The sequence below is a fragment of the Allobosea sp. 10L417 genome, from assembly GCF_056395485.1.
The window spans coordinates 121581-140054 of sequence record NZ_JBFTJP010000008.1 but is presented as its reverse complement, the minus strand read 5'-3'; the positions used below and the strand labels follow the sequence as shown (position 1 = coordinate 140054).

The following is an 18474-nucleotide window of genomic DNA, read 5'->3' as shown; positions in this document are numbered from 1 at the left end:
AGCCCTTGCATCTTCAGGCCATCCCGGACAAATCCGTCCGGGATGGCCGTCTTGTTCAAGGAAGCCGATGCAGAAGAACGCGTACTTCCGGGGGCTGACCATCCCCTTCCTGCTGCTGATGCCGCAGCTCGCGATCACCGTCGTGTTCTTCTATTGGCCGGCGAGCCAGGCGGTCTGGCAGAGCTTCCTGCTTGAAGACGCCTTCGGCACTTCGACCGAGTTCGTCTGGTTCGAGAACTACCAGCTGCTGTTCGCCGATCCCGGCTATCTCAAGGCCTTCATCAACACCGTCATCTTCTCGACCTTCGTCTGCGTGTTCTCGCTGTCGATCGCGCTGCTCTTCGCGGTGATGGCAGACCGGCAGATCCGCGGCGCTGAAATCTACAAGACCCTGCTGATTTGGCCCTATGCGGTGGCGCCCGCCATTGCCGGCGTGCTCTGGATCTTCATGTTCGATCCCTCGCTGGGCATGCTCGCACGGGGTCTGCAATCGCTCGGCATTCCCTGGAACCCGCGGCTCAACGGCAATCACGCCATGCTGCTCGTCATCCTCGCGGCGACCTGGAAGCAGATCAGCTATAATTTCCTGTTCTTTCTCGCCGGCCTGCAGTCGATCCCGAAGAGCGTGATCGAGGCTGCCGTCATCGACGGTGCCCGGCCGATGCGTCGCTTCTGGACCATCGTCTTCCCGTTGCTCTCGCCGACGACCTTCTTCCTGCTCGTCGTCAACATCGTCTACGTCTTCTTCGACACCTTCGGCATCATCGACACCGTCACCGGCGGCGGTCCCTCGGGCGCGACCGAGACGCTGGTCTACAAGGTTTTCTCCGACGGCAAGGGCGGCTCCAATCTCGGCGGCTCGGCGGCGCAGTCGGTGATCCTGCTGATCATGGTCATCGGAATGACCGCGATCCAGTTCCGCTTCATCGAGCGCAAGGTGAGCTACTGATGGCGTCCGTGCTCTGGATGGACCTAACCGCCGAGGAGCTGCGCGCCAAGGCGGCGAAGGACGCGATCGTCGTTCTTCCCGTCGCCTCGATCGAGCAGCACGGGCCGCATCTTCCCGTCGGCGTCGACACCATCCTTTGCAGCGGCGTCTGCAAGGCCGCGGCTGAGCGTGCTGATGATGTCGACGTCGTCGTCGCGCCGACGCTGTGGTGCGGCATGGCCGAGCATCACATGGCCTTCGGCGGAACCTTCACCTTCGATATCCCGACCTATCGGGCAGTGCTGCTCTCGCTCCTGAAGAGCATCGAGCGCCACGGTTTCCACCGCGTGCTGATCGTCAACGGCCATGGCGGCAACATCGCCGCGCTGACCGCCTTTCTGCCCGACTTCGCCCGTGAGACGCGGCTGCATGTCGAGGCGACCACCTATTTCCTGCTGGCCGAGGCCGCGCTCCCGGCGCTGCTCGAGGACCAGAAGGGTGTGCAGCACGCTTGCGAGGTCGAGACCTCGATGATGATGGTGCTGGCGCCGGGCTGCGTTCGCGAGCCGCGCCTGTCGGAAGCGTTCGGTGCGCGGGGTGGGTCGTCTGGACGCCCGGAGGTTTCTCGCCACCGTTCCTTCCGGGACATGACCGAAACCGGCGTGATCGGCGATGCACGCCGCGCGACGGCTGAAAAAGGTCAAGCCTGTCTCGATGCCTGCGCGGAAGCGCTGGCCGGCCTGCTGCGCGAGATGGGGAAGGGGATCTGATGGTCGAGGACCGCCGCCTGGGCGACATCATCGCCTATGTCATCCTGACGATCGGCGTGCTGATCGTCGCCTTCCCGGTCTGGCTGACCTTCGTCGCCTCGACCTGGGATGCCTCGACCGTGATCAACGGCCAGATGCCGCTCTATCCCGGCCCGTATTTCCTGGAGAACTACAACCGCATCCTCTTCATCGGCACGTCGAGCACGACGCGCGAGCCGGTGATCCACATGATGCTGAACTCCTTCATCATGGCGATGGCGATCGCGCTGGGTAAGATCTTCATCTCCGTGCTCTCGGCCTATGCGGTTGTCTATTACCGCTTTCCGTTCCGCATGGCCGCCTTCTGGATCATCTTCATCACGCTGATGCTCCCGGTCGAGGTCCGTATCTTCCCGACGTTCAAGATCGTCTCGGACCTGCGGATGCTCGACACCTATCAGGGTCTCGCCGTCCCGCTCATTGCCTCCGCGACGGGCACGTTGCTCTTCCGCCAGTTCTTCATGACGATCCCGGATGAGCTGCTCGAAGCCTCCAAGATCGACGGTGCCGGCCCCTTCAAGTTCTTCAAGGACACGCTGCTGCCGCTCTCGATAACAACGATCGCGGCGCTGTTCGTGATCCAGTTCATCTATGGCTGGAACCAGTATCTCTGGCCGCTTCTGGTGACGACCAAGGACTCGATGCAGACCATCGTCATCGCCATCAAGAAGATGATCGTCACCGCCGACGCGCTGACCGAATGGCAGCTCGCCATGGCCACGGCCATGCTCGCGATGCTGCCGCCCGTCCTCGTCGTCATCGCCATGCAGAGGCTCTTCGTGAAGGGCCTGGTCGAAACCGAGAAGTAATCCGCGAATGGCCCAGGTCACTCTCAACAGCGTCAAGAAGGTCTATGCCGGCGGCGTCGAGGCCGTGAAGGGCGTCTCCTTCGACATTCCCGACGGCGGCTTCTGCGTGCTCGTCGGCCCCTCCGGCTGCGGCAAGTCCACGCTGCTGCGCATGGTCGCCGGTCTCGAGACCATCTCGTCCGGCGAGGTCGCGATCGGCGAGCGCGTCGTCAACCAGATCGAGCCGGCCGACCGCGACATCGCCATGGTGTTCCAGAACTATGCGCTTTACCCGCATATGAACATCTACGACAACATGGCCTATGGGCTGCGCAACCGCGGCACGCCGAAGGACGAGATCGACAAGCGCGTGAAGGAGGCGGCCCGCATCCTCGCGATCGAGCCCTTCCTGGAACGCCGGCCGCGCCAGCTCTCCGGCGGCCAGCGCCAGCGCGTCGCCATGGGCCGCGCCATCGTGCGCAAGCCGCAGGTCTTCCTGTTCGACGAGCCGCTCTCGAACCTCGACGCCAAGCTGCGCGTCCAGATGCGCGTCGAGATCAAGAAGCTGCAGCGGGCACTCGGCGTCACCGCGATCTACGTCACGCATGATCAGGTCGAGGCGATGACGCTCTCCGACAAGCTCGTGGTGATGAATGCCGGGCAGGTCGAGCAGATCGGCCTGCCCGCCGAGGTCTACCGCAAGCCGGCGAGCAAATTCGTTGCGACCTTCATCGGCTCGCCACCGATGAACATCCTGCCGGGCGTGGTCGACGGCCACGGCATCGTCGCGCTCGGCGACACCGTGTTGCAGGCGCACGACCTGCGCGAGGATCTGCCGCCCCAGATGCCGGTCGAGGTCGGCCTGAGGCCGGAGGATGTCGAGATCGTCTCCGATGACGATGCCGGCTCGCTGCCTTTCGATGTCGAGTTCATCGAGGAACTCGGCGCGACCCAGCTCTTCCACGGCAAGCTCTCCGGCCAGCCCTTCGTGATGCAGGCGGCGACCGGCGACGTTCCTGCTCAGGAGGGCCGGCTCTGGATCACGGTCGATCCCGGCAAGGTCCATGTCTTCGACCCGAAGACGGGCGCGCGGCTGGGGAAGGACTGAGCGGGGCGCTGCGGAAGCCGCAGGCGCTTGTACCCCGTCATGGTCGGGCTTGTCCCGACCATCCACGTCTTCGCTGGTCGAGGCTCGTGCTCAGGACCTGGATGCTCGCCACAAGGGCGAGCATGACGGCGGTGACGCCCGCGAATGACGGCGAACCTCAAGCCGCCAGATCGGCCACCAGCGCGTCGAGCAGCAGCGCGCCGTCCGGCGTCGCCGCGAGCCGGCCGCCTTGCCGGTGCAACAGCAGCTTCTCCTCGATCAGGCTGGCAATGCGCTTGGCATTGAGCTCGCGGCCTGCGAGCGCCTTGAACACTGCGGGATCGATACCTTCGACCAGACGTAGGCCCATCAGCAGATATTCGTCGCCCTGCGATTCCTCGCTCAGGCGCTCGTCCTCGACCAGGGCCTGACCCTCGGCCTCGACCCGTTCCAGCCAGATTTCCGGCCGCTTCTCGGTCGAATGCGCCATCCGCCCTTGCGCCGTCACCAGCCTGCCATGGGCGCCGGGGCCGACGCCGGCATATTCGCCATAGTGCCAGTAGACAAGATTGTGGCGGCATTCCGCGCCCGGCCGGGCGTGGTTGGAGATCTCGTAGACCGGCAGGCCGTGCTTGGCCGTGATCTCCTGCGTTGTCTCGTAGAGCGCCGCACCCGCATCATGGTCGGGGATGGCGAGCTTGCCGGCCCGGAACAGCCGCTCGAAGGCGGTGCCGGGCTCGATGGTGAGCTGGTAGAGCGAGAGGTGCTCGGCCGCGTGGCTGATCGCCAGCTCCAGCTCCGCGCGCCAGAGCGCCGGCGTCTGCGCCGGCGAGCGGGCATAGATCAGATCGAAGGAATAGCGCTCGAAATACTTGCGTGCGATAGCGACGGCCGCGAGCGCTTCCTCGGCCGAATGCATTCGGCCGAGCGCCTTGAGATCGGCATCGTTCAGCGCCTGCACCCCGAGCGAGACACGGTTGACGCCTGCCGCCCGGAAGTCACGGAAGCGGCCGGCCTCGACGCTGGTCGGGTTCGCCTCCAGCGTCACCTCGCAATTCGGATCGACCGTCCAGTGCTCGCCGATCGCGTCGAGGATCGCCCCGACCGTGCGGCCCTCCATCAGCGAGGGCGTGCCGCCGCCGAAGAAAATCGAGGAGACCGTGCGGCCCGGCGCCAGCGCGGCGCGATGCGCGATCTCGCGGTGGAAGGCGGCGATGTACCGGGCCTGATCCGGCGGCTGCAGGCGTACATGCGAGTTGAAGTCGCAATAGGGGCATTTGGCCAGGCAGAATGGCCAATGCACATAGACGGCAAAGCCCGCATCCGCAGTCGGATGCGAGGCGGTGGGCCGCTCCGACAGGGCGGCCGCGGCACTCACGCCGATTTCCTCAGGCAGGCGGCGGCAAGCACATGGAACGCGCGCGCCCGATGCGACAGGCCGGGCGAGCCATCGGCCGGGATGCCGTGCTTCTCGTCCGCCGTCATCTCGCCGAAAGTCTTGCCCTGGCCATCGGGGAGGAAGATCGGGTCGTAGCCGAAGCCGCCCGCGCCACGGGCCTCATGAGTGACCGTGCCGAAGACGCGCCCCTCGAACAATTCCTGATGGCCGTCCGGCCAGGCGATGACCAGCGCCGAGACGAAATGCGCCCTGCGTTTGTCGGGCGTGGCGGCACCGCGCTTGGCCAGCTCCATCTGCACGCGTGCGATCGCCGGGGCGAAATCCTTGCCCGGCCCGGCCCAGTTGGCCGAGAACAGGCCGGGCGCACCGTCGAGCGCATCGATGCAAACGCCCGAGTCGTCGGAGAGCGCCGGTAGCCCGCTCGCTTTGGTGGCGGCCACCGCCTTGATCGCCGCATTCTCCGAGAACATGGTGCCGTCCTCGACCGGCTCGGGCAGGCCGAGCTCTCCGGCCGAGACGAGCTCAATGCCGTAGGGAGCCAATAGCTGGCGCATCTCGCGCAGCTTGCCCTGGTTGTGGGTCGCGATCACGACCTTGCCGGTGAGGAGGCGGTGGTTCGACATCGGTTTTCTCGTATCCGCCTCGTCATCCCGGGCTTGAGCTGGGATCCATCGAAAGGCGCCGAAGCTCTACGATGGATTCCGGATCTCCGCTTCGCCAAGTCCGGAATGACGGCGTTGTTTCGTTGTCTATGCGATCAATCGATCAGGCTACCGCCGCCTTCTGCAGCGCGACGAGCTTGGAAACGCCGCCCTTGGCGAGCTTGAGCAGCGCGAGCAGCTCGTCCTCCGAGAAGGGCGCGCCTTCTGCCGTGCCCTGCACCTCGACGAGGCCGCCTGCGCCGGTGATGACGAAATTCGCATCGGTCTGCGCGCCGGAATCCTCGACATAGTCGAGATCGATCACCGGGTTGCCGGCGACGATGCCGCAGGAGACGGCGGCGACATGGTCCTTCAGCGGGTGGGTACCCTTGAGGAGCCCGCGGCCTTCCATCCACTTCAGCGCATCGTGCAGGGCGACCCAGGCGCCTGTGATCGAGGCAGTGCGTGTGCCGCCATCGGCCTGCAGCACGTCGCAGTCGACGACGATCTGGCGCTCGCCGATCGCAGTCAGGTCGACGACGGCGCGAAGCGAGCGCCCGACCAGTCGCTGGATCTCCTGCGTGCGGCCGGAGGGCTTGCCGGAGGTGACCTCGCGGCGCGTGCGCTCATGCGTGGCGCGCGGCAGCATCGAATATTCGGCGGTGACCCAACCCTTGCCGGTCCCGCGCAGCCACGGCGGCCCCTTTTCCTCGACAGTCGCGGCGCACAGCACCTTGGTCTCGCCGAACGTCACCATGCAGGAGCCCTCGGCATAGCGCACCACGCCGCGTTCGAGCGTGACCTTGCGCATCTCGTCGGCGGCGCGTTTGGAGGGTCGCATGAAATGATCCTGTCTTGCGGAGAAGTGGCGGCTTTTAGGCTCTCCCGCCCGGTACGGCAAGGCAGGAGCCTTTCCGCCCCTTGATCCATGCGCATCGTATGACGACAATAGGATGGAGGAACGGTTCGCCCGTAAAGGTTCATGAGCGCCCATACCCCCCGCCCCGAGACGATCAGCAGCCTGGTCGAGACCGATCAGCGCTCGCGCGAGATCTTCCGCCAGATCGTCGACGGCTTCCTGGCGACCGGCGAGCCGGTCGGCTCGCGCAACATTGCCCGCCTGCTGCCGATGTCGCTCTCGCCCGCGACGGTGCGCAACGTCATGACCGATCTGGAGCTGGCCGGGCTGATCTACGCGCCGCATACCTCTGCGGGGCGACTTCCGACAGAAAGAGGCCTGCGCTTCTTCGTCGATGCGATGATGGAGGTCGGCAATCTCACCTCCGACGAGCGCAAGCGCATCGAGGCGCAGATCAGGGCTGCCGCAACCAACCGCAGCCTCGACCAGACGCTGACCGAAGCCTCGGCGCTCCTCTCCGGCCTGTCGCGCGGCGCCGGCGTCGTCGTCACCACCAAGGCCGACCCAAGGCTCAAGCACATCGAGTTCGTCCGGCTCGATCCCGCCCGTGCGCTGGTCGTTCTGGTCGCGGACGATGGCACCGTCGAGAACCGCCTGCTGGCGTTGCCGCCCGGCCTGCCGGCCTCGGCGCTGAGCGAGGCGGCGAACTTCCTCAACGCCCGCATCATCGGCAAGACGCTCGCCGAGCTGCGGGGCGAGATCGCGACCCAGCGCTCGCAGATGGAGCGCGAGCTCGATGCGCTGACTGCGCGCCTCGTCGAGAACGGCATCGCCACCTCGTCGGGCCCGAGCAGCGACCGCCATCTGATCGTCCGTGGCCAGGCTAACCTGCTCGAGGATCTGAAGGCGCAGGAGGATCTCGAGCGCATCCGCCTGCTCTTCGGCGATCTCGAGACCCAGACCGACATGATCGATCTTCTGTCGCGGGCGGAGGACGGCGATGGCGTGCGCATCTTCATCGGCTCGGAGAACAAGCTGTTCTCGATGTCGGGCTCCTCGATGGTGGCGGCGCCCTTCCGCGATGCCGAGCAGCGCATCGTCGGCGTCGTCGGCATCATCGGCCCGACGCGCCTGAACTATGCCCGCATCGTCCCGATGGTCGACTACACCGCCAAGGTGGTCGGCAGCCTGCTCGACGGCGAGCGTTGAGGCGAGAGCAGGGTGCAAAAATAGTGAGAACCGTTTTTTCGCGATCCTGCTCTGACTTTTGAAGACGGATTTGGCTTCCGGCGCGGATGAGGCTACCTCTGCGCGCGAAAGCGACCCGTTCGCGCCCGAACATCCAAGGCCAGAGCCATGTCAGACCAGCTTCCCGACCGCCTCTCCGTCAACCCGGACAGCCCGTTTTACGACGCCGAGGTGCTGGCGCGCGACATCGGGATCCGCTTCAAGGGCGTCGAGAAGACCAATGTCGAGGAATATTGCGTCTCCGAAGGCTGGGTGAAGGTCGCGGCCGGCGCCGCCAAGGACCGCTTCGGCCGCCCGATGACGATCACGCTCAAGGGCGCTGTCGAGCCCTATATCCGCGGCGCGGCTCAGGCCGAGGGCTGACGGAAGGTTCCCCTACGGCTGAGGAGACGAGGCGCCGGGCAGTGGCCGGCGCTCTCGGGAGCCTCTCGCATTAACGCAGTTGCCGCTACGGCATTGCGTTGAGGCGGCGTATATGCATTGATCATGCAACCAATGGTTGCGTGAGGCGATGATGCTGTCTCCTTGGTTGCTGATTGCGAACACCCTCCGAGGCATCTCCGAATACAAGGGCCCAGCCGCGGAACCGCGGATCTTGGAGATGTTCCGCCTGTCGGGGCACGGTCAGGTCCGCAGCGACGAACAGGCGTGGTGTGCGGCTTTCGTCGGTGCCTGCCTCGTGCTTTCCGGCTACGCGTCGAGCCGCTCGCTGATGGCCCGCAGCTATCTCAACCTCGGTGCGAAGCTCGAAGAGCCACGCGAAGGCTGCATCGTGGTGCTCTCGCGCAACGAGGCGAACAGCTCTTACGGGCATGTCGGCTTTTTCCTGCGCGAGGATGACGAGCACTTGTTCGTGCTCGGCGGCAATCAGAGGGACAGCGTCACGGTCTCCAGCTATTCGAAGTCCAGGCTGCTTGGTTTTCGGTGGCCAACCGAGCGGGTGCCGGTTGCGGCCAGCGGCCTCCTGCCGAACATTCTGCAGCTCGGCGTACCCGACGAGCAGATCACGACGGAGGCTTTGGAGAACGAGCAACGCGGGGTGCTCGGCGCGATCGATGGAGGGCAAGGCCTCCCCGAGTTTCTGCCCCTCGGTCCTGGCGTCAATCCAGATTTCATCGACAAGGTCGAGGCCGTCCAGAAGCTGCTGAACAAGCAAGGCTATCCGCCCGGGACCGAAGATGGCGATTACGGGCTGCGGACAATGACGGCCGTCTTCTCCTTCCAGCAGGCCAACGGCATCCCGCCGACGGGCATCGTCGATGCCTGGACCTGGTTCCAGCTCCAGAACGGGGAGCCGATGCCGCTCTGGCCGGAGCGGCGCAACGAGACGGCGCGGGAGCTGAAGCGGGAGGGCTCGCAGACGATCGCGCTGACCGACCGCGGGCGCTGGCTCGCGCTCGCGACCGCGCTGTTCGGCGTATTGGGGCTGACGGATGCGCGAACCGGCCTCTTCGAGAAGACCGGTCAGTTGGCCACCAAGGCCGAAGCAGCCGCAACGCAGGTCGTGCAATCCTCTTCGGTGACGGACTGGGTCATGCCTGCGGCCCTTGCCGACGAGGCGGGGAGCTCCCTGCCCACGATCCTGCCGGTCCTTCTGGGTGCCAGGGGCGGAGTCTGGATCATATTGATCGCGCTTGCCGTCATGCTCTGGCGCAATGCTCAGGCGACCACCGCCCAGCGTGTCGACGAACACCGGACGGGCGCGAATCTGCGTTACTGATCGAGGGGGGAGCCTATGGTCGATTTCACGCAGGACATCGTCAACGAGATCACGCGGCTGGCCCAGACACAGGGGCTGGAGCCGGCCGTAGCTCTCGCCGTCGTCGAGGTCGAGAGCAATGGTCGCGCCTTCGAGGCCGACGGCGCCACTCCCGTCTTCCTGTTCGAGAAGCATGTCTTCCATCGGCTGCTGCGCGAGGCTGCGCCATCGCTGCTGGCGCGGGCGGAAGCGGAGGGTCTCGCCATCCCGAGCTGGCAACGCGCCTCTCAATACGCCGATCAGGGGCGTGCGGGCCGTCTGAGTGTGCTGCAGCGCGCCCGGGCGATTCACGAGGAGCTCGCCAATCGCTCGGCGTCTTGGGGCCTCGGCCAGATCATGGGCTTCAACGCGGTCGCGCTGGGCTACGCCTCGGCCACCGATATGGTCGCGAGCATGGCAACGGGCGTGACCGCGCAGATCGAGGCGATGCTGCGCTTCATCGCGATGAACCCCGCGATGACGCGGGCCTTGCGGAGCCGCGACTGGGCCGGTTTCGCGTATCGCTATAATGGCAAGGGCTACGCCGCGAACCGCTACGACACGCGGCTGGAAACAGCCTACGGGGCCTGGGCGGCGCGGTTGCGCATGCCCGGTGCTGCCGCCACGGTCCTGTCCCCTTCGGTCACGCGCGGGCGGACCGAGATGGAACGCGTGCAGGAGCACCTTGCCCGTCTGGGCTATTCGGTGGGCAAGATCGACGGTCTCTTCGGTCCAATCACCTCCGGCGCCCTCTTCGCCTTCCAGATGCAGAATGGCCTGTCGGCGACGGGACAGCCCGACGATGCGACCTTGCTGGCTCTCGCGGGCGGGTTGCCGATGCCGATCGCGCGGGCGCGAGCGCAGGCGACGCCGGGAGATCTGTATGAGGATGGCGTGCCTGCCATCGTGGCCGCCGACAACAACCGCAAGGCCGCGATCGGTGTCGGCGCAGCCGGTGTCGTCGGCGGGCTGGGAGCGATCCCCGGCATCGGTCAGTCGGTCGAAGGCATTTTCAAAGCCATTTTCATGCCGGGGGCCGGAACTGGCGATGTTGCGAAATCTCTCGGCGACCTCGCTGTCGGCGCCCTGCCATATCTCGGGTCCGCTGGCCTCGTTCCGGCGGCGGCCGTCGGGGCGGGATTGTTTCTGTTTCGCAGTATCGCGGGAATTGCAGAGGAGCGCGTCGCCGACCGCCGCAAGGGCTTCGAGAGGAACTCACCGTCACGTGCGGTCTTTGCGCCGGTCGAGCACTGGAGGGGATGATGCTAGGCAGATCGATGCATGTGGCATGTCGCGGCATCGCCGTCTGCGGTGCTGTTTTCGCCGTGATCGAGCCCCTCGCCGCGGCGCCCGCCCTTTCCGATCTCAAAGGCGACTGGGTTCTCGTCGTTGAGCGCGAAGGCCATCTCGGCCTGGCGATCGATGTCGTCGGCCAAGAGGTGATGCTGCGGGAAACGATCCGCGTTGGCTATGCCGAATGCATGCTGACAGGCAGCGGCGTCCAGATAGGCGGCACCGCAAGCGCCAAGGTCAACGCCTTCGTTGTTCACTGCAGCGGCAGACGCATGTTCGGCCACCCGCGGGATTGCACGTTCAAAGCCGGCCAGTTCGCTGACATCGCCGAGGTTTCCTGCAGCACCGGCAAGCAGGCCGGTCCGACCGTCGTGCTGCGGAGGATCCGCAAGAGCTGACCTCGCAAGAGCCCCTCAGCGCAAATCCTTGTAGAAGAAGGTCGATCCGCAATCGGCCCCGCCGGGCATCAGCGCAAAGCGCGGGATGGTGCCGACCTCCGTCCAGCCGAGGCGGTTGTAGAGCCGGCGCGCGGCACCATGTTCGTCGGTGTCGAGCACGAGCAGATTGCGGCCCATGTCCCGCGCCGCCGCCTCGGCATGCCGCATCAGCGCTTCGCCGATGCCTTGTCGGCGCGCGCGTGAATGCACCAGCACCTTGGCGATCTCCGCCCGGTGCGGCTGGTTCGGCTTGCCGATCAGATGCAATTGCGCCGTGCCGACGAGGCCCCCGGCAGTTCGTGCAACGAACAGGGTGACCTGCCGGCTTGCGACGCCGGCTGCGACATCGCGCCAGAAGCGCTCATAATCCGCCAGAGTGTTCCGATCCATGAAGCCGACGGAGGCGCCATTGGCGACGCAGTCGCGCAGGATTTCGGTAAGCGCGGGAATGGCTGCCTCGATAGCGCCGGCATCGAGCGTTTCGACGGCGACGGTGAGCGTGGTCGCGTTCATGCGGTATGTCCCGGAAAGGCGCCGCTTCTGGCGGCGAGGATGACGGTGTAACGAGCGGGCGCGCTGCCCGGATTGCGGTAGATGATCGCGCCGCGCAGATGCATCTGCAGGCAGTCGCCCTCGGCGAGCTCGTGGCGGGCGCCTTCGACCGTCAGGTCGAGCCGGCCCCGGAGCACCCAGACCTGCTGATCGAGCGCCGGAGCGCCGGTCGCGCTGTCGAGCCGCACTTCCGCGCCTGCGGGTAATTCGACCTCGACGATCTCGAAGCCCGAGCCCGTGCCGCGCGGCGAGACATTGCGGCGCAGATAGCCGCTCGCAGGATCGCGCCAGACCGGCTGGGCGTCGCGGCGTGCGAGCGGGCCGGTTCCTGCTTGCTCTTCCAGCAACGCCGAAAGCGAGAGGCCGAGCCCGGAGCCGAGCCGGACCAGGAGCGCCGCCGTCGGACTCGATTCTCCGCGCTCGACGCGCGAGATCATGGCACGGCTGACGCCGCTACGCTCGGCGAGGGCGTCGAGCGTCAGGCCATGGCGCTGGCGAGCCGCTTTCAGCCGCTGCCCGAGCAGGCGGTCGATCTCGATGTCGTTTTCAAATTCCATATTAGGAGAATAATTCTGATATATTGGAATTGGCAAGGGGGTGCGTTCGGACGGGTCCGCGACGGAGCCTCCGCCATCCGGCGGCTTGACCCGGGGCCTACTGGAGGGTTCTGTCGCGCTAAGATGGATCCCGGATCTCCGCTTTCGCTTCGTGCGGGATGACGAGGCGGCTCCGGGAAAAGCGCCCCGGAGCGACCTTCGGACAGGCCAACCGCTTGGCGCGAGGCGGCTTCACTGCTATGGCGCGCGCATGAGCACCCGCACCATCGACAATATCCGCAACTTCTCGATCGTCGCGCATATCGACCACGGCAAGTCGACGCTGGCCGATCGTCTGATCCAGCAGACCGGCACCGTCGCCGCCCGCGACATGAGCGAGCAGATCCTCGACTCGATGGATATCGAGAAGGAGCGCGGCATCACCATCAAGGCCCAGACGGTGCGGCTCGACTACCGTGCGCAGGACGGCAAGGATTACGTCCTCAATCTGATGGACACCCCCGGCCACGTCGATTTCGCCTATGAGGTCTCGCGTTCGCTGGCGGCCTGCGAGGGTTCGCTGCTGGTCGTCGACGCCTCGCAGGGTGTCGAGGCGCAGACGCTCGCCAACGTCTATCAGGCGCTCGACGCCAACCACGAGATCGTCACCGTCCTCAACAAGATCGACCTGCCCGCCGCCGACCCCGAGCGGATCAAGCAGCAGATCGAGGATGTGATCGGGCTCGATGCCTCCGAGGCCGTGCCGATTTCGGCCAAGACCGGACTCAATATCGAGGGCGTGCTCGAGGCCATCGTCCAGAAACTGCCGGCGCCCAAGGGCGATCCCGACGCGCCGCTGAAATGCCTGCTGGTCGATAGCTGGTACGATGCCTATCTCGGCGTCGTCGTTCTCGTGCGCGTCATCGACGGCGTGCTCAAGAAGAACATGACCATCCGGATGATGCGGGCGAAGGCGTCCTATGGCGTCGACCGCGTCGGCGTGTTCAAGCCCAAGATGCAGGAGGTCAAGGAACTCGGCCCCGGCGAGGTCGGCTTCTTCACCGCCTCGATCAAGGAGGTCGCGGACACCGCCGTCGGCGACACCATTACCGACGACAGGAAGCCGATCGCCGAGCCGCTGCCGGGCTTCAAGCCGGTGCAGCCGGTGGTGTTCTGCGGCATCTTCCCGGTCGACGCCGCCGATTTCGAATTGCTGCGCGCCGCGATGAGCCGGCTGCGGCTGAACGATGCCTCGTTCTCCTACGAGATGGAGACTTCGGCCGCGCTCGGCTTCGGCTTCCGCTGCGGCTTCCTCGGCCTTTTGCATCTGGAGATCATCCAGGAGCGGCTGGAGMGCGAGTTCAACCTCAACCTGATCTCGACCGCGCCCTCGGTGGTCTATCATCTCAAGCTGCGCGACGGCACGACGCTGGAGCTGCACAATCCGGCCGACATGCCGGATGTGATGAAGATCGAATTCATCGAGGAGCCCTGGATCAGGGCGACGATCTTCACGCCTGACGAGTATCTCGGCTCGGTGCTGAAGCTGTGCCAGGACCGGCGTGGCCTGCAGATCGACCTCAACTATGTCGGCTCGCGGGCCAAGGTCGTCTACGACCTGCCGCTGAACGAGGTGGTGTTCGACTTCTACGACCGGCTGAAGTCGATCTCGAAGGGCTATGCCTCCTTCGACTACCAGATCACCGACTATCGCGAGGGCGACCTCGTGCGCATGTCGATCCTGGTCAATGCCGAGCCGGTCGATGCGCTCTCGATGCTGGTCCACCGCTCGCGCGCCGATGCGCGCGGCCGCGCCATGTGCGAGAAGCTCAAGGAGCTGATCCCGCCGCACATGTTCCAGATTCCGGTGCAGGCTGCCATTGGGGGTAAGATCATCGCCCGCGAGACCATCCGGGCGCTGCGCAAGGACGTGACCGCCAAATGCTATGGCGGCGACGCCACCCGCAAGCGCAAGCTTCTGGAGAAGCAGAAGGAAGGCAAGAAGAAGATGCGGCAGTTCGGCAAGGTCGAAATCCCGCAGGAAGCCTTCATCGCCGCCCTCAAAATGGACGATTGAGCCGGCGCAGCCGCGCGGTTCCTCGTCACAACCACCACTGTCATTCCGGGGCTTCGCGAAGCGAAGAGCCCGGAAGCCATGACTGGGTCACGGTTTATGACGAGGTGCGGGATGGCTCGCCCGGTCGTGGGTTCCGGGTTCGCGCCATGGCGCGCCCCGGAATGACAAGGGTAGCGCTCAACGACCGCAATTGACCTGCTAGAGCGCTTCCGCGCCGAGCTTCGCCTGCCAATGGGCGAGACGCTCCTTCAGCACGCGATCCCGCACATAGGCGATATCCTCGTCCGCCAGCCTTTCCAGCGCCTCGAAGCGAAAGGCATCGGGGCCATGCGCGTTCCACGCCGCCTGTAAGGAGCGCTGGCGGTGGCTGCCATGGCGCAGCGTGAAGCGCAGGCGGTTCTCGATCGTCGTGAGATCGGGCGCCCGCCCGACCCATGTCAGCCCGGCCGCCTCACAGCGGAGGGCGAAGATGCCCGCCACCGTCTTCCGTTCCTTGTAGGCGGCCGTCGCCGCTTTCCTATCCGCCATCTGCATCGGTGCAGTCCGTCCTGTTTGATGGCACACAAATAATACCCGGATTTTAATAAGGCAATATTTTATCCGGGTATTTATACCGCCGTGGCATTCCAGGTGAACAATCGCGCCGTTGAGGCGTTCTTTCCGGGAATCCACACTCGCCTAAGGAGGTCCCGATGGACTGGAACCGCGTCGAAGGAAACTGGAAGCAGCTCAAGGGCAAGGTGAAGGAGCAGTGGGGACAGCTGACCGATGACGATCTCGACGTCATCGCCGGTAAGCGCGACCAGCTCGAGGGCAAGATCCAGGAGCGCTACGGGATCGCCAAGGACAAGGCCCGCAGCGATGTCGACGCCTGGTACGGCCGCCAGACCTGGCAGTGAGCGACGGCCGTCGGCCGGCCATGAATGAACCGAGGAAGCCCGGCGCATCGCGCCGGGCTTCGACGTTTGGGCGCCTTGATCGCAGCGCGCGGCCGGCCGAGACTGGGCCGGATTCGAGATGGGATGCCGGATGTTCGAGGATCTCTCAGGAAAAAGCGCCCTGGTGACGGGGGCCTCCGGTGGGCTGGGGCTGCATTTCGCCAAGCTGCTCGCGCGCCACGGTGTCGAGGTCACGCTGGCCGCGCGCCGGCAATCGGCGCTGGATCAGGCGAGCGGGGAGATTGCCGAAGCAGGCGGCATCTCGAAAAGCATGGTGCTGGACGTGGCCAGCGCTCCGTCGATCGTGGAAGCTCTCGCCGGTCGGCATTTCGACATCCTGATCAACAATGCCGGCGTGAGCGGGGTGGGCATGGCGGCGGATCTCTCCGAAGGTGATTGGGATGCCGTGCTCGACACCAATCTGAAGGGCGTCTTCTTCGTTGCCCAGGCCGTCGCGCGCGGCATGCGCGAAAGCGGCCGGGGCGGCAGCATCGTCAATATTGCTTCGATCCTCGGTCATCGCGTTGCCGGCAACGTCAGCGCCTATGCCGCCTCGAAGGCGGGCGTGATCCAGTTGACCAAGGCGCTGGCGCTCGAATGGGCGCGTGACGGCATCCGCGTCAACGCGCTCTGCCCCGGCTATGTCGAGACCGACATCAACCGGGATTTCTTCGCGACCGAACCCGGCATGCAACTGATCAAGCGCATCCCGCAGCGAAGGCTCGGCAGGCCGGAAGAGCTCGACGGAGCCTTGCTGCTGCTCGTCTCGGCCGCGGGCAGCTACATCACCGGCGCGACCATCGAGGTCGATGGCGGCCATCTCGTTTCGTCGCTGTGAGAACGACCATGGATTTCGAGATTTCCCCGCGCATCGAAGATTACCGCGTCCGCATCGCCTCCTTCGTCGAGCGTGAGATCATGCCGCTGGAAGCGGACCGGGCCTCCTATGATGCTCATGGCAACATCGCGCTGCCCCTGCTGCAGACGCTCCGGGGGAAGGCACGCGCCGAGGGGCTCTGGTGCCTGCAGCTCAAGCCTGAGACCGGTGGGGCGGGGCTCGGCAAGATGGGCATGGCGGTCGCTTACGAGGAGATGAACCGCTCGATCTTCGGCCCCGTCGTGTTCAATTCGGCCGCCCCTGACGACGGCAACATGATGGTGCTGGAGGCGCTCGGCACGCCCGACCAGAAGGAGCGCTGGCTGAAGCCGATCGTGGAGGGCAGGGTCCGCTCGGCTTTCGCCATGACCGAGCCGCATCCGGGGGGCGGCTCGGACCCCTCGATGATTCTGACCAGGGCCGAGCGCCGCGGCGACAATTACGTCGTCAGCGGCCGCAAATGGTTCATCACCGGCGCGGAGGAGGCGAAGCACTTCATCCTCATCGCCCGCACCTCGGACGATCCGCGCAACGGCCTCACCGCCTTCCTCTTCCATGCCGACCAGCCGGGCTGGCGCATCCTGCGCCGCATCGAGATCATGGGGCCGGAGGAGCATGGCGGCCATTGCGAGATCGAATTCGACGGGCTCGAAATCCCCGTCGAGAACGTGCTCGGCGGCGAGGGCAGGGGCATGAAGGTGACGCAGGTTCGCCTCGGGCCGGCCCGCCTGACCCATTGCATGCGCTGGCTCGGCCTTTCCAAGCGCTGTATCGAGATCGCACAGGCCTATGCTGCCGAGCGCTACGGCTTCGGCCAGCGCCTCGCCGATCGCGAGAGCATCCAGCTCAAGCTCGGCGATCTCGCCATGCGCATCGAGATCGGCCGCATCCTGGTGATGAAGGCCGCCTGGGAGCTCGACCGCGGCGGCTTCGCCCGCAAGGAAGTCTCGATGGCCAAGGTCCAGGTCGCCAATGTCCTGCACGATGCCGCCGATGTCGCCATCCAGATCAATGGCGCGCGCGGCTATTCGAAGGACACCGTCTTGGAGTGGATCTACCGCTATGCCCGTCAGGCGCGGCTGGTCGATGGTGCCGACGAGGTCCACAAGATGGTGCTGAACCGCTTCCTCACCGAGGAAGGCCGGGATTTCTGGCGCTGGCCCGTCGCCGGGCAGGCACGAGGCTAGGGCATCGCCATGACCGGAGGGAGCGGCGAGACTGCAGGCGGCAAAGCGGATTTCGACCCCGCCGCACTGGCGGGTTTCCTCGACGAGCGCTTTGGCCGCGCTCCGCTATCGCTTGAGCGGATTGGCGGAGGCCAGTCGAACCCGACCTATTTCGTCGATCACGGCGGGTGGCGGCTGGTGCTGCGCAAGCAGCCGACAGGGCCGATCCTGCGCGGCGCCCATGCGATTGATCGCGAGTTCCGCGTTCTGGAAGCCCTGGCATCGACCGATGTGCCCCTGCCCCGCGCCGTGCTGTTCCACGCCGAACCTGAACCGCTCGGCACGCCCTTTTACCTGATGGAACGGCTGGACGGCCGCGTCTTCCACGATTGCGCCTTGCCCGGTATCGCGCCGGCAGAACGGCGCGGCCTCTATCTCGGCATGGCCGAGGCCCTGGCGAAGCTCCATGCCGTCAGGCCCGATGATGTCGGTCTCGGCGATTTCGGCAGACCGGGAAACTATTTCGAGCGCCAGATCGCGCGCTGGACCAAGCAGCTGCGGGAGTCACGGGGGGAGGCTATCGCCGAGCTGGAAACGGTGGCCGGCTGGCTGCCCACGCAGCTGCCTGTCGATGACGGGCAGGTCTCGATCGCCCATGGCGATTTCAGGCTCGGCAATCTGCTTTTTCATCCGACGCAGCCCGAAGTGATCGGGATCCTCGACTGGGAGCTCTCGACGCTCGGCCATCCGCTCGCCGATCTCGGCTACTGCGCCATGCCCTGGCATACTGCGCCGGACGAATATGGCGGCATCCTCGGGCTCGACCATGCGGCGCTCGGCATTCCCAGCGAGGCCGAGTTCCTCGCGCATTACTATGCGCTTGCGGTTCCGACCGCTCCGCTCACCCGCTTCCACCTCGTCTTCGCGCTGTTCCGCTTCGCCGTGATCTTCGTCGGCATCGCCGACCGTGTCAGGAGCGGCACGGCGGCGGCTGCCAATGCCGCCGACTTCGCGCCGCTGGCACAGCGCTTCGCGCGGCGGGCGCTCGAAGCCATGGAAGAGGCAGGCGTCATTCTCGGGCGAAGCGAAGCATAGAACCTA

General features: G+C 65.7%; 20 protein-coding genes. 14 read left to right on the top strand and 6 right to left on the bottom strand.

The window, feature by feature from the left end; translation table 11 throughout:
- The first annotated feature begins 67 nt into the window (after positions 1-67).
- Genes ugpA through AC1DE3_RS19695 form a run of 4 tightly spaced genes read left to right on the top strand, consistent with a single transcriptional unit; the run spans position 68 to position 3633 of the window.
- A complete protein-coding gene (ugpA, locus tag AC1DE3_RS19710) occupies positions 68-949 on the top strand; it encodes a sn-glycerol-3-phosphate ABC transporter permease UgpA (RefSeq protein ID WP_441509978.1) in 882 nt (293 codons plus the stop codon).
- Positions 949-1698 carry a creatininase family protein gene (locus AC1DE3_RS19705; RefSeq protein ID WP_441509977.1) on the top strand — a complete coding sequence of 250 codons (750 nt, stop codon included), beginning with the start codon at positions 949-951 and terminating at the stop codon, positions 1696-1698. The genes ugpA and AC1DE3_RS19705 overlap by 1 nt, the downstream gene beginning before the upstream one ends.
- Positions 1698-2546, top strand: coding sequence for a sn-glycerol-3-phosphate ABC transporter permease UgpE (ugpE, locus tag AC1DE3_RS19700; RefSeq protein ID WP_441509976.1), 849 nt, complete (start codon positions 1698-1700; stop codon positions 2544-2546). The genes AC1DE3_RS19705 and ugpE overlap by 1 nt, the downstream gene beginning before the upstream one ends.
- A gap of 7 nt (positions 2547-2553) precedes the next feature.
- Positions 2554-3633 (top strand): sn-glycerol-3-phosphate import ATP-binding protein UgpC, encoded by a 1080-nt coding sequence (locus tag AC1DE3_RS19695; protein WP_441509975.1) that lies wholly within the window; start codon positions 2554-2556, stop codon positions 3631-3633.
- Between the two features lie 157 nt (positions 3634-3790).
- On the opposite strand, the gene hemW is transcribed toward AC1DE3_RS19695, so the two are convergent.
- From hemW to rph, 3 genes are all read right to left on the bottom strand, one after another.
- A complete protein-coding gene (hemW, locus tag AC1DE3_RS19690; RefSeq protein WP_476852697.1) occupies positions 3791-4996 on the bottom strand; it encodes a radical SAM family heme chaperone HemW in 1206 nt (401 codons plus the stop codon).
- Positions 4987-5634: an RdgB/HAM1 family non-canonical purine NTP pyrophosphatase gene (rdgB, locus tag AC1DE3_RS19685; protein WP_476780120.1), complete on the bottom strand. Its 648-nt coding sequence runs from the start codon at positions 5632-5634 to the stop codon at positions 4987-4989. Before rdgB ends, hemW begins: the two co-directional genes overlap by 10 nt.
- Positions 5635-5776: 142 nt before the next feature.
- On the bottom strand, positions 5777-6493 hold the full coding sequence (gene rph, locus AC1DE3_RS19680; protein WP_476780119.1) for a ribonuclease PH: 717 nt from the start codon (positions 6491-6493) through the stop codon (positions 5777-5779).
- Between the two features lie 141 nt (positions 6494-6634).
- Here rph and hrcA point away from each other — a divergent pair, with 141 nt between their 5' ends.
- The 5 genes from hrcA to AC1DE3_RS19655 all read left to right on the top strand — a co-directional run bounded on the left by hrcA (position 6635) and on the right by AC1DE3_RS19655 (position 11188).
- Positions 6635-7720, top strand: coding sequence for a heat-inducible transcriptional repressor HrcA (gene hrcA, locus AC1DE3_RS19675; RefSeq protein WP_441509971.1), 1086 nt, complete (start codon positions 6635-6637; stop codon positions 7718-7720).
- Between the two features lie 147 nt (positions 7721-7867).
- Complete coding sequence (locus AC1DE3_RS19670; RefSeq protein WP_476780118.1) at positions 7868-8122, top strand: DUF3297 family protein; 255 nt, start codon at positions 7868-7870, stop codon at positions 8120-8122.
- Positions 8123-8270: 148 nt separating this feature from the next.
- A complete protein-coding gene (locus tag AC1DE3_RS19665) occupies positions 8271-9479 on the top strand; it encodes a C40 family peptidase (protein ID WP_476852681.1) in 1209 nt (402 codons plus the stop codon).
- A 15-nt stretch (positions 9480-9494) separates the two neighbouring features.
- On the top strand, positions 9495-10760 hold the full coding sequence (locus tag AC1DE3_RS19660) for an N-acetylmuramidase domain-containing protein (RefSeq protein WP_476780116.1): 1266 nt from the start codon (positions 9495-9497) through the stop codon (positions 10758-10760).
- On the top strand, positions 10760-11188 hold the full coding sequence (locus tag AC1DE3_RS19655; protein WP_476780115.1) for a hypothetical protein: 429 nt from the start codon (positions 10760-10762) through the stop codon (positions 11186-11188). Before AC1DE3_RS19660 ends, AC1DE3_RS19655 begins: the two co-directional genes overlap by 1 nt.
- A gap of 15 nt (positions 11189-11203) precedes the next feature.
- On the opposite strand, the gene AC1DE3_RS19650 is transcribed toward AC1DE3_RS19655, so the two are convergent.
- A complete protein-coding gene (locus tag AC1DE3_RS19650) occupies positions 11204-11740 on the bottom strand; it encodes an N-acetyltransferase family protein (protein WP_476780114.1) in 537 nt (178 codons plus the stop codon).
- Positions 11737-12336: a helix-turn-helix domain-containing protein gene (locus tag AC1DE3_RS19645; RefSeq protein ID WP_476780113.1), complete on the bottom strand. Its 600-nt coding sequence runs from the start codon at positions 12334-12336 to the stop codon at positions 11737-11739. Before AC1DE3_RS19645 ends, AC1DE3_RS19650 begins: the two co-directional genes overlap by 4 nt.
- Before the next feature lie 250 nt (positions 12337-12586).
- On the opposite strand from AC1DE3_RS19645, the gene lepA reads away from it, so the two are divergent.
- Entirely contained in the window at positions 12587-14392 is a 1806-nt protein-coding gene (gene lepA / locus AC1DE3_RS19640; RefSeq protein ID WP_476852680.1) for a translation elongation factor 4, read from the top strand.
- Positions 14393-14590: 198 nt separating this feature from the next.
- Here lepA and AC1DE3_RS19635 read toward each other — a convergent pair whose 3' ends face one another.
- On the bottom strand, positions 14591-14926 hold the full coding sequence (locus tag AC1DE3_RS19635; RefSeq protein ID WP_441509962.1) for a GIY-YIG nuclease family protein: 336 nt from the start codon (positions 14924-14926) through the stop codon (positions 14591-14593).
- Positions 14927-15084: 158 nt separating this feature from the next.
- Between AC1DE3_RS19635 and AC1DE3_RS19630 the strand changes: the two genes are divergently transcribed.
- The 4 genes from AC1DE3_RS19630 to AC1DE3_RS19615 all read left to right on the top strand — a co-directional run bounded on the left by AC1DE3_RS19630 (position 15085) and on the right by AC1DE3_RS19615 (position 18468).
- Positions 15085-15291 carry a CsbD family protein gene (locus AC1DE3_RS19630; RefSeq protein WP_441509961.1) on the top strand — a complete coding sequence of 69 codons (207 nt, stop codon included), beginning with the start codon at positions 15085-15087 and terminating at the stop codon, positions 15289-15291.
- 130 nt (positions 15292-15421) lie between these two features.
- Positions 15422-16168 carry an SDR family NAD(P)-dependent oxidoreductase gene (locus AC1DE3_RS19625; RefSeq protein ID WP_476780111.1) on the top strand — a complete coding sequence of 249 codons (747 nt, stop codon included), beginning with the start codon at positions 15422-15424 and terminating at the stop codon, positions 16166-16168.
- 8 nt (positions 16169-16176) lie between these two features.
- Positions 16177-17394: an acyl-CoA dehydrogenase family protein gene (locus tag AC1DE3_RS19620; protein ID WP_476780110.1), complete on the top strand. Its 1218-nt coding sequence runs from the start codon at positions 16177-16179 to the stop codon at positions 17392-17394.
- 9 nt (positions 17395-17403) lie between these two features.
- Positions 17404-18468: a phosphotransferase family protein gene (locus tag AC1DE3_RS19615; protein ID WP_476780109.1), complete on the top strand. Its 1065-nt coding sequence runs from the start codon at positions 17404-17406 to the stop codon at positions 18466-18468.
- The last annotated feature ends 6 nt before the right edge of the window (positions 18469-18474 follow it).